The sequence below is a fragment of the Janibacter terrae NBRC 107853 genome, assembly GCF_001591405.1.
GTDB lineage: Bacteria > Actinomycetota > Actinomycetes > Actinomycetales > Dermatophilaceae > Janibacter > Janibacter terrae.
In genome coordinates this window covers 1,200,471-1,209,403 of record NZ_BCUV01000007.1, presented here as the reverse complement: position 1 = coordinate 1,209,403, position 8,933 = coordinate 1,200,471, and the positions used below count along the sequence as shown (strand labels likewise).

The 8,933-nt window shown below is 72.3% G+C and carries 14 protein-coding genes; 6 read left to right on the top strand and 8 right to left on the bottom strand.

Annotated elements, in window-relative coordinates:
- Window positions 1-185 precede the first annotated feature (185 nt).
- The gene (locus JT1_RS15540) at window positions 186-968 is read right to left on the bottom strand and encodes a DUF427 domain-containing protein (protein ID WP_068328549.1); all 783 of its coding nucleotides are present in this window, start codon (window positions 966-968) and stop codon (window positions 186-188) included.
- A gap of 89 nt (window positions 969-1,057) precedes the next feature.
- Here JT1_RS15540 and JT1_RS15535 point away from each other — a divergent pair, with 89 nt between their 5' ends.
- Window positions 1,058-1,312, top strand: coding sequence for a type II toxin-antitoxin system Phd/YefM family antitoxin (locus JT1_RS15535; protein WP_068328548.1), 255 nt, complete (start codon window positions 1,058-1,060; stop codon window positions 1,310-1,312).
- A 1-nt stretch (window position 1,313) separates the two neighbouring features.
- Window positions 1,314-1,571: a Txe/YoeB family addiction module toxin gene (locus JT1_RS15530; protein ID WP_068328544.1), complete on the top strand. Its 258-nt coding sequence runs from the start codon at window positions 1,314-1,316 to the stop codon at window positions 1,569-1,571.
- A gap of 51 nt (window positions 1,572-1,622) precedes the next feature.
- On the opposite strand, the gene JT1_RS15525 is transcribed toward JT1_RS15530, so the two are convergent.
- Complete coding sequence (locus tag JT1_RS15525; protein ID WP_068328543.1) at window positions 1,623-2,330, bottom strand: spermidine synthase; 708 nt, start codon at window positions 2,328-2,330, stop codon at window positions 1,623-1,625.
- Window positions 2,331-2,353: 23 nt separating this feature from the next.
- Entirely contained in the window at window positions 2,354-3,157 is an 804-nt protein-coding gene (locus JT1_RS15520; protein ID WP_169702034.1) for a HalD/BesD family halogenase, read from the bottom strand.
- 62 nt (window positions 3,158-3,219) lie between these two features.
- On the opposite strand from JT1_RS15520, the gene JT1_RS15515 reads away from it, so the two are divergent.
- The 3 genes from JT1_RS15515 (at window position 3,220) to JT1_RS15505 (ending at window position 5,575) form a co-directional block, all read left to right on the top strand.
- Entirely contained in the window at window positions 3,220-4,584 is a 1,365-nt protein-coding gene (locus JT1_RS15515) for a TrkH family potassium uptake protein (RefSeq protein WP_218005611.1), read from the top strand.
- The gene (locus JT1_RS15510; protein ID WP_068328541.1) at window positions 4,577-4,984 is read left to right on the top strand and encodes a potassium channel family protein; all 408 of its coding nucleotides are present in this window, start codon (window positions 4,577-4,579) and stop codon (window positions 4,982-4,984) included. The genes JT1_RS15515 and JT1_RS15510 overlap by 8 nt, the downstream gene beginning before the upstream one ends.
- Window positions 4,985-5,059: 75 nt before the next feature.
- Window positions 5,060-5,575, top strand: coding sequence for a hypothetical protein (locus JT1_RS15505; RefSeq protein ID WP_068328538.1), 516 nt, complete (start codon window positions 5,060-5,062; stop codon window positions 5,573-5,575).
- Here the strand turns inward: JT1_RS15505 and JT1_RS18490 are convergent.
- Window positions 5,551-6,291 (bottom strand): hypothetical protein, encoded by a 741-nt coding sequence (locus JT1_RS18490; RefSeq protein WP_169702032.1) that lies wholly within the window; start codon window positions 6,289-6,291, stop codon window positions 5,551-5,553. The genes JT1_RS15505 and JT1_RS18490 overlap by 25 nt on opposite strands.
- A gap of 73 nt (window positions 6,292-6,364) precedes the next feature.
- On the opposite strand from JT1_RS18490, the gene JT1_RS15495 reads away from it, so the two are divergent.
- On the top strand, window positions 6,365-6,940 hold the full coding sequence (locus tag JT1_RS15495) for a GNAT family N-acetyltransferase (RefSeq protein WP_169702031.1): 576 nt from the start codon (window positions 6,365-6,367) through the stop codon (window positions 6,938-6,940).
- Here JT1_RS15495 and JT1_RS15490 read toward each other — a convergent pair.
- From JT1_RS15490 to JT1_RS15475, 4 genes are read right to left on the bottom strand one after another with little or no spacing between them, the layout of a single operon-like run.
- Window positions 6,861-7,490: an RsmD family RNA methyltransferase gene (locus tag JT1_RS15490; protein WP_068328528.1), complete on the bottom strand. Its 630-nt coding sequence runs from the start codon at window positions 7,488-7,490 to the stop codon at window positions 6,861-6,863. The two genes, JT1_RS15495 and JT1_RS15490, sit on opposite strands and share 80 nt — an antisense overlap.
- Window positions 7,490-7,696: a CDGSH iron-sulfur domain-containing protein gene (locus JT1_RS15485; RefSeq protein ID WP_068328525.1), complete on the bottom strand. Its 207-nt coding sequence runs from the start codon at window positions 7,694-7,696 to the stop codon at window positions 7,490-7,492. Before JT1_RS15485 ends, JT1_RS15490 begins: the two co-directional genes overlap by 1 nt.
- Window positions 7,693-8,688 carry an iron-containing redox enzyme family protein gene (locus JT1_RS15480; protein WP_068328523.1) on the bottom strand — a complete coding sequence of 332 codons (996 nt, stop codon included), beginning with the start codon at window positions 8,686-8,688 and terminating at the stop codon, window positions 7,693-7,695. The genes JT1_RS15485 and JT1_RS15480 overlap by 4 nt, the downstream gene beginning before the upstream one ends.
- The gene (locus JT1_RS15475; RefSeq protein WP_068328521.1) at window positions 8,685-8,906 is read right to left on the bottom strand and encodes a hypothetical protein; all 222 of its coding nucleotides are present in this window, start codon (window positions 8,904-8,906) and stop codon (window positions 8,685-8,687) included. The genes JT1_RS15480 and JT1_RS15475 overlap by 4 nt, the downstream gene beginning before the upstream one ends.
- Window positions 8,907-8,933: the final 27 nt, after the last annotated feature.

The following is an 8,933-nucleotide window of genomic DNA, read 5'->3' as shown; positions in this document are numbered from 1 at the left end:
TCCTTTGTTCGGGTGGTCGAGGTGGTCTCCCCGACGCAAGTTGAGTTGCTGCTGCTCAACCTAGGAGCCGGTCCGCGACCTGCGCAAATCCGGCGCCCAAAAGTTGAGTTCACCTCGCTCAACTACGGACGAAGGGGGTTCATTCCCGCCCTTCACCCAGCGCTCACCCAGCGCTCACCCGGCGCTCACCCGGCGCCCGGGCGCTGCTCGCTCCTGCTGAAGGGCGACTCGGGCCGCTCGAGCAGGACCCCGTCGACGCGCAGGTCGACGAGCTCGTTGTAGAAGCAGACCCGCCCCTGGACCGCTTCGACGGCTCGCAGGGGGGAGGAGTAGGACCAGGCGATGTCGGCGAGCTCGGGCGGGCCCGGCCACGTCCAGTACCCGTCCGCCGTGCCCTTGTAGGGGCACGCCGAGGTGGTGTCGGTCGCGACGAGCAGGTCCAGCCGCACGTCCTCGCGCGGGAGGTAGTACCGCGTCGGCAGGTCGGTCTCGAGCAGGAGCACGGGCGCGTCGCTCACCGCGAGCACCTGGTCGCCCACGCTCACCTCGACGTGCCGGGAGCTGCGCAGGGTCTCCACCCGCTTGTGCGGGTCGCGTGGGTGCAGGCCGACGCTCTCGTCCTCCTCGGTCCACGACAGGCGGTCGGGCTCCCACGTGAGGACGACCCGGTCCGGCAGGTCGGCGAGCCGCCACGCGCCGCGCGGGACGACCTCGTCGCCTGCGACGACGTCGAACCACTCGTCGACCCGTGCGTGCGGACCGAAGAACCACTCGCCCGGGTAGCCGGCGTCGCGGTCCGCTGCCGGTCGCAGGACCCCCTGCGCGATCTCGTCGGAGGCGAAGCCGTAGACCGGCGGGAAACCCGGCTGCCACACGAGGAGGGGGTCCCGGGACTCGACGAGGACGACGTCACCCAGCCGGCCGCGAACCCGCTTGTCGATCCACTCCGTGCTCAGCTCATCGCTCATCCACCGAGTTTGGCATCGAAGGGTGGACTCGGCCCCGCTCTTGCCACCCTGAAGGCCCAGACGTACGCTTCTCTGTACAGGAGGTCACCATGAAGACCATGAGCTACACGGAGTCCCGGGCGCGCTACGCAGAGGTCCTTGACGGGGTCGTCAACGACCGCGAGGAGGTCGTCATCACGCGCGCCGGGCATGACCCCGTCGTGATCGTCTCCCTGGACGACTACGAGTCCCTCCGCGAGACGGCGTACCTCATGCGATCGCCCCGCAACGCGCGCCGGCTGCTCGATGCCATGGAGCGTCTCGAGAGCGGTCGGGGCGGGCCTCACGAGCTCATCGAGGAGTGAGTTGCTCCTCGTCTGGGACGAGCATGCGTGGGAGGACTACGTGTGGTGGCAACGCCAGGACCGCAAGGTCCTCAAGCGCATCAACACCTTGCTGACGGACATCCAGCGCAATGGCAACGACGGCATCGGCAAACCTGAGGCACTCAAGCACGACTTCGCCGGGTACTGGTCTCGTCGCATCACCGATGAGCATCGGCTCGTCTACAAGGTCGTCGACGACGAGATCCGTATCGCCGCCTGCCGGTACCACTACGGCTGACTCGACCGGTCCAGGCCTCGCGACCATCCTCGCCCGGACGCACCTCGCCCATCAGACCGCGACGTACACCGTGTTGCTCGACGTGCCGCCCGTGAGGAAGTTGTCGAAGTCCACGACGTGCGCCCGGACCCGGTCGAAGACCCGCTCGAGCAGCGCGCAGAACCCGTCGTCCGGCGGGTCGTCGGACCAGAGCGCGAAGACCCCGTCGGGACGCAGGTGACGCTTCAGGCGGCGCAGCCCGTCCTCCGTGTAGAAGGGGGCGTGGTCGGGGTGGAGCAGGTGGTGCGGCGTGTGGTCGATGTCGAGCAGCACCACGTCGAAGGTCCTGCCCGGCGTCTCGACGTCGAAGCCCGCGTCGGACGCCGCGAGCTCGAAGAAGTTGGCCAGCTGCAGCCGGGTGCGCGGGTCCCGGACCAGCGCAGCGGCGTCGGGCAGCAGCTCGCGCTCGTGCCAGTCGATGACCTCCGGCATGGCGTCGACGACGATCATCGAGCGCACCCGCTCGTCCTCGAGCGCGGCGCGGGCGGTGCACCCGAGCCCCAGGCCGCCGACGACGACGTCGAGGTGCTCCCCCTTCGCCTGCGCCAGACCGAGCCGGGCGAGCTCGATCTCGGCGACCGTGAAGAGGCTCGACATGAGGAACTCGTCGCCGAGCTTGACCTCGTAGACGTCGACCTCGAGCGTCGGCTCGACCCGACGTCGCAGGCTGATCTCGCCGCGGGGCGTCTCGCTCCAGGCGAGCTCCTCGAATCGTCGCATCGCCCCAGTCTGCCCTGCGGCGCTCAGCGCGAGGTCCGTCCGTAGAAGATCTCGGAGGTCAGGTCGGACAGGCGCATGTCGGGACGCACGCCGTAGGTGAGGACCGAGTTGATCCTCGGACGGCTGCCCTCGACGGGGGTGACGCGGTGCAGCGCGTGCTCCCCGCGGAAGAAGGCGAGCGACCCCGGCGCGGCGGGCAGCACCTGGAGGCCACCTTCGTCCCCGTCGAGGACGCGCCGCACGCCGTCGTGGCTGTCGTCGTCCTCGCTGCGCAGCCCCGGCACGTAGACGAACTCGCCTCCGCACTCGGCCGGCTGGTACATGACCGTGACCGAGAACTCGGAGTTGTCGAAGTGCCACCCGAGCTCCTCGCCCGGGTGGAAGGCGGTGACCTGGAAGGCGTCGAGCGGGTCGGCGGAGCGGTACAGCGCGTCCTTGCCGAGGACGGCGGCGATGAAGTCCGTGAGCTCGTCCGACTCGTAGAGGCGCCGCACCGGCGCCTCCGCGGGGATGCGGTCGTAGGCGTAGCCGTGCTTGGCCGAGCGGACCTGCCGGCGAAGGGGGTGACCCGGGTCGAGCGTCTCGTCCGGCTCGGTGAAGTACACGGTGTGGGGACGGTCCGTGGCCCAGGCCTCGTCCGCGACCTGCTCCGCGACCTCGACCATTCGGGCGACGGCCTCGGGCCGGATGAAGCCGGGCAGGTTGCACACGCCCGCGGCGTCGAGCTCGGCCCGGCAGCGCCGCACCAGGTCCTGCCCATCCGCCGACCCGAGCTCGTGGATCGGGTAGCGCTCGAGGTCCACGACGTCGGCGTGGGTGGGAGTCATCGTCGGCCCCTTCCATGGCGGTCGGACCATCCTGCCGCACGACGGGAGTAGCGTGTCCGCCCGTGGGCCAGGCCGCGACCAACACTCACCTGCTCAACCGTCTGGTGGCGAACCCCGCCCGGACGGTCATGCTCGGCTTCGCCGTGACGATCGCCGTCGGCACGTTGGTCCTGATGACCCCCTTCGCCTCGCAGTCCCGCGAGGCCACCGACCCGCTCACCGCGCTCTTCACCGCGACCTCCGCGACCTGCGTCACCGGTCTGGTCACGGTCGACACGGCGACGCACTGGTCGACCTTCGGTGAGATCGTCGTCCTCGCGCTCATCCAGCTCGGGGGTCTCGGGGTGATGTCCGCCGCCACGCTGCTCGTCATGCTCATCGGTCGTCGACTGAGCGCTCCCGCCACCGTCCTCACCGGCGCGGAGGCGCGCTCCATGTCCGACCGCAGCCCGGCCCAGGTGCTCGTCGGCGTCCTGCGGTTCACGCTCACGGTCGAGGTGGCCACCGCGGCGGTCCTCGCCGTCAGGCTGCGCATCGCGTACCACGAGGACTGGGCCACGGCGCTCTACTCGGGGGTCTTCCACGCGGTCTCGGCCTTCAACAACGCGGGCTTCGGCCTGCACGTCGACAGTGCCGTCTCCTGGGCGCAGGACCCGTGGATGTGCCTCCCGCTCATGCTCTCTGTGATGATCGGCGGTCTCGGGTTCCCCGTCTGGTGGGAGATCCTCAAGCACCGAGGTCGTCGATCCCGACGGTGGACGACGCAGGCGACGATCACGATCTGGGGCTCCGTGGTCCTGTGGCTCGTCGGCACGGCGCTCCTCGCGGGCTTCGAGTGGGACAACGCCGACACGCTCGGGCCGATGGGCACGGGCGGCAAGGTCCTCAGCGCCGGGTTCCAGTCGGTCGTCGCCCGCACCGCCGGGTTCAACAGCGTCGATGTCGGTGCGCTGCACCAGGAGAGCCTGCTCCTCCTCGACGGCCTGATGTTCGTCGGTGGCGGGAGCGCGGGCACCGCGGGCGGCATCAAGATCACGACCTTCGCCCTGCTCGGCTTCGTCATCTGGGCCGAGCTGCGGGGAGAGCCGACCGTGCGCGTGCTGCGGCGACGCGTACCGCAGGACAACATCCGCCAGGCGCTCACCGTCGCGCTGCTCGGCGTCGGCCTGGTCGTCGCCGGCACGGCGGCGCTGCTCGTCGTCACGCCCTTCAGGCTCGACGTCGTGCTCTTCGAGGTGATCTCGGCCTTCGCGACGGTCGGGATGTCCACCGGCATCACGGCCGACATCCCACCGGTGGGCCAGCTCGTGCTCATCGGACTCATGTTCCTCGGGCGCCTCGGCCCGATCACGCTCGGCGCCGCCCTGGCGCTGCGCAACCGACCCCGGCGCTACGAGGTGCCGGAGGAGAGGGTCCACATTGGCTAGGCACGACGTCGTCGTCATCGGGCTCGGCCGCTTCGGCGCGGCGCTCGCCCTTCGGCTCGAGGACGAAGGGAGGCACGTGCTCGGCGTCGACGTCGACGAGCGTGTCGTCGCCTCCCTGGCCGAGGAGCTGCGTGATCTCGCGATCGCGGAGGCACGCGACGAGGAGACGCTGCGGCAGCTCGGCGTCGGCGCGGAGACCCTCGTCGTCCTTGGGATGACCAATGTCGCGGCCTCGCTGATGACGGCCACCGCGCTCAACGAGCTGGGCGTGCGCGAGGTCTGGGCCAAGGCCGGCTCACGGCAGCACGTCGAGGCCCTGCGCAGGCTCGGCGTCGCCCGGATCATCCAGCCCGAGCGCGAGGCCGGGTTGTCGATGGCGGAGGAGATCCTGCGTCGGTGACCGGGGGTGGACCGCCGTCGCGACGGAGGGCCCACCGGGTGGTCACCACCGCCATCCGTGAGGAGCGTCGAGGGCATGGCGACGATGACCGCGACCACCGCACCGACGACGATCCGCTGGGCCGAGCGACCACCGCAGGACTGGGCCGTGCTCGCCGCCTGGGGCACCCTGCTCGCGAGCCTGCCGAGCGCACTCTGGCGGCTGCTGATGATCGGCGGCGCCCTGCCCGGCACGGATGAGCTGCGCCGGCTGCACGAGGGGGAGGTCGGGTACGTCCTCGGGCTCTCGATCACCCAGGTCCTGTGCGGCGTCCTCGTCGTGGGGCTCGTGCGGCCGTGGGGCGAACGCTGCGTCGGGGTCGCGATCCACCGCTCGGTGCCGGTCGCCCTCGGCGCCCTCGGCGGTCTGGCGATGACCTACCTCTTCACGATCTCGATGGCCCTCGGGCTGCTCGCCGGCCGTCGTGCCGACGAGGGCACGGTGCACGACGGCGCCCTCGTGCTCATGGTCGTCGCGTACGCCCCGATGCTGCTCTTCGGGCCGCTCACGCTCGTCGCGACCGCGGGCTACGCGCTGCGGCGGCGCCGCTGACCCGTCGTCCCGGGATGCAGGTCGGCCAGTCGCCGGGCCTCGCTCTCGCGGGCCGTCCTCGTCACGAAGCTCTCGCGACGGGTGAGCACCGAGACGGTGGCGACGCCGAGGACGAGGAGCCCGAGCGCCCCGGGGACCAGGGCGGCGAGCGCCCGCCCGGTGGAGTCCGTCGATGTGCCGCCCAGGGCCAGGCGCGGGGGCAGGAGACCCGCGTCGTCCCTCAGCACCGCGACACGGGACCCCGCCCTCGGGACGATGTAGCCCGCGTACGGTCCATCAGTCGTCCCGGTGGAGTACTCCCGCTCCCGGGTCCCGTCCTCGAGCTCGAAGAGGACCGACGGCGGTTGGTTGCCGCGAGGGTGCGCCTCGACGACGGTCGCGCTCGTGCGCTCCGAGCCCAGGGGGCCGTAGCCGGCGACCACGCCCAGGTAGACGAACCCGGGCGCGGCGACGAGCGCGAGGAAGCAGAGGCCGAGCACGACGGGGTGCCACCGGTGGCTCACCTGCAGCAGCAACGCGATCATGAGGACGAACCACACGACGATCAGCACGACGGCGAGCGGGTTCACGCTGAAGATCCCCGCATCGAGCCCGGGGAAGACCAGCGCCGCGCTCGCCCCCAGCAGGACCGCCCACGTGAGTGCCACGAGCACGACGCGGCTGCGCCGCCGCATCCCGTCGACGTGGGGGAGGTCGACGGGGTCGCTGGAGGTCATGCCGTCGATCATGCCGTCCCGAGGCGGTCGGCGCCGGCCCACGGAGCCGGTCCCCTCGATGACAATGGCCCCCGTGACCGTGCTGATCCGACCCCGCCGTGACGACGACCTCCCAGCCCTCGGGCGTGCGCTCGTCGAGCAGCAGGTGGCGTCCGGCTACCCGCACCGCCGACCGCTGCCGATGCCGCCGGAGGACTTCATCGCCCGGTCCGGCACGCTCTCGGCCTGGACCGCCGAGGTCGACGGCGCACCGGTCGGCCACGCCGCGGTCCTCCCCGTGCGCGTCGACGGCCACGAGCCCGAGCTCGCCCGGCTCTGGAGCGACGGCCACGGCCTGCCCGCCGAGCGGCTCGGCGAGATCGGCGTGTACTTCACCTCCAGCGCCGCGCGCGGCACCGGCGTCGGGGCCGCGCTGATGCGCACCGCCCTGGCCGACCTCGACGAGCGCGGGCTCGCGCCGTGCCTCGACGTCGTCTCCAGCGGTGCGGCCGTCGACTACTACCGCCGCCGGGGGTGGGTCGAGGTCGGCGCCACCCGCCCGTCCTGGCTCGCGGACGACGCCGCCGACGTCATCGCGATGATCCTGCCGGCGGCCCGGGACGACGCAAGCACGCCACGACCCCTCGGGGGTACTCGCGCACCTCGGTGAGCACGAGGCCGTCGGGCAGCTCGATCGCGTGGGCCTGCTCCGCGGTGCCGAGCTGCAGCAGCGCCGCGCCGTCGGCGTGGAGGTGCGCGGCGATGACCTCGACGCACTGCCGGGCGATGTCGAGCCCGTCGGCACCACCGTCGATGGCCCCGGGTGGGTCCTGGGGATAGGTGCCGATCGACGCGTGCGGCACCCAGGGAGGGTCGGCGACGACGAGCGGGTAGACCTCACCGGGGGCGACCACCTCGGACAGGTCGCCGCAGCGCACCTCGACGCGATCAGCCATGCCGACGCGCCCGGCGTTGGCCCGGATCGTCTCCGCCGCGACCTCCTCGCGGTCCACGGCGACGAGCACCCGGGCGGAGCCGCGCACCGCCCCCAGACCGATGTGGCCGGCTCCCGAGCACAGCTCGAGGACGGGGCCCTCGGGCAGGTGCGGCAGCAGCTCCGACGCCCAGTCGGACTGGGCCCGGGTCCACTCGCGGGGCTCGAGCAGCCGCTCGTCCGTCTCCAGATCCATCCCGGCGAAGGCGAACGCGGTGCGCGCCATCAGCGACCTCCCTTCGCCGCGACGACCTTGTGCGTGCCGTCGCACCACGGCGCCCGGCCACTCATGCCGCAGGCGCACACGGCGACGACCGGCCGGGTGACCTCGTGCTCGACGCCGGAGGCATCCCGCACGACCTCGGCCCCCCGCACGAGGAGCGGCCCGCCGGGGCAGCGCTCCACGGACACCTCGGCCCGCGCGGGCCTCACGCCGAGACCTCGGCGACGCTGCCGGCGCGCCACAGCTCCAGCTGCTCGCGCGCCGCGAGCGCGTCGAGCTCCAGGCACGCCGCGACGCCGAAGAGCACGTCCTCACGCAGCTCCGGCTCCGCGTCGACGAGCGGCACGCAGATGCTGCGGATGGCCAGCTGCTCGTGCACGGCGTCCGCCTCCACGTGCTCGTCGTAGTACGCCTCGACCTCGTCGGGCAGGCCGAGGCGCCGGGCGCCGGCGGCGATGCGACGGCAGGGCACGGAGCTCGTGGACTCGAAGGCCGCGAGGTGGCCCATCGCTGCCCCACGCCAGCGCCGGGAGAGGCCGAGCACGAGCATCGTGGTGTTGACGGCCAGGGTGCTCGCGCGGGCCTCGTCGAGGTACGCGCCGTAGGTGGGGTCCAGGCCGCAGGCCTGCAGCGCCTGCGCGAAGAGCAGCGAGTGCAGACGCGCCGGGCGCCCGGCGCCGAACTCGTCGTACTGCAGCTCGGCGAGCGCGACCTTGGCCGGCCCGTCCAGCCGCGGCACGACGAAGGCGTGCGGGTCCGACTCGGCCAGGTGGTAGATGCTGCGCTGCCGCAGGAACTCGTGGACCTGGTCGACGTCGGCCCGACGTGCCAGGAAGTCCGCGAGCGAGGGCCCGTCGTCGTCGGCGAGCAGGGCGGCGATCTGGTCCGCGAGGTCGGCACCGTCGTCGACGCGCGCGAGCCGCTCTCGGGTGAGCTCCCGCAGGGCCGCCAGGTGGGCGTCCTCGAGACCGCGCCGCAGCCGCAGGACCTCGGGGTCCCCTTCCAGGCTTGGGTCGACGCCCTCGAGACCGCGGTGGTGCAGCTCGAGCAGCAACCACAGCGCCAGCTGCACGTCGTCGTCCCCCAAGACGTCCACCCCGGCGCTGCCAGGCGCCGGACCGGGGCCGGCCGGACGGCCCTGCAGGACCTCCAGCACGTGCTCGCTCACCGGGCCGCGCGGCCCGGGCAGGGGTGCGCTCACTCGGTGTCCCTGCCCACGCCGTGGTCGACGGACTCGTCGACGTCGCCGTGCTCGGGGGAGACCTCGGCCTCCTTCGCCGACTGGTCCTCCTGCGGGGCGTCGGCCGACGGCGGGACCCCTTCGCTCTGCTGGTAGGCCTCGTCCACGTCGGTGTCGCGCAGGTTGCTCGTCTCCGAGACCTGACCGCCCTCGTCGCCGCCGTCCGCTTGCTGGCTCATGGCGCACTCCTCTCGCTGGTTGCCGCT

What these genes read in the sequence shown, in the direction of transcription:
- JT1_RS15535 (WP_068328548.1), top strand. Translation starts at nt 1,058, where the DNA reads ATGAAGACCATGAGCTACACGGAGTCCCGGGCGCGCTACGCAGAGGTC.
- JT1_RS15505 (WP_068328538.1), top strand. Translation starts at nt 5,060, where the DNA reads ATGGCGACGATGACCGCGACCACCGCACCGACGACGATCCGCTGGGCC.
- JT1_RS15490 (WP_068328528.1), bottom strand. Translation starts at nt 7,490, where the DNA reads ATGGCGCGCACCGCGTTCGCCTTCGCCGGGATGGATCTGGAGACGGAC.
- JT1_RS15520 (WP_169702034.1), bottom strand. Translation starts at nt 3,157, where the DNA reads ATGACTCCCACCCACGCCGACGTCGTGGACCTCGAGCGCTACCCGATC.
- JT1_RS15475 (WP_068328521.1), bottom strand. Translation starts at nt 8,906, where the DNA reads ATGAGCCAGCAAGCGGACGGCGGCGACGAGGGCGGTCAGGTCTCGGAG.
- JT1_RS15540 (WP_068328549.1), bottom strand. Translation starts at nt 968, where the DNA reads ATGAGCGATGAGCTGAGCACGGAGTGGATCGACAAGCGGGTTCGCGGC.
- JT1_RS15525 (WP_068328543.1), bottom strand. Translation starts at nt 2,330, where the DNA reads ATGCGACGATTCGAGGAGCTCGCCTGGAGCGAGACGCCCCGCGGCGAG.
- JT1_RS18490 (WP_169702032.1), bottom strand. Translation starts at nt 6,291, where the DNA reads ATGACCTCCAGCGACCCCGTCGACCTCCCCCACGTCGACGGGATGCGG.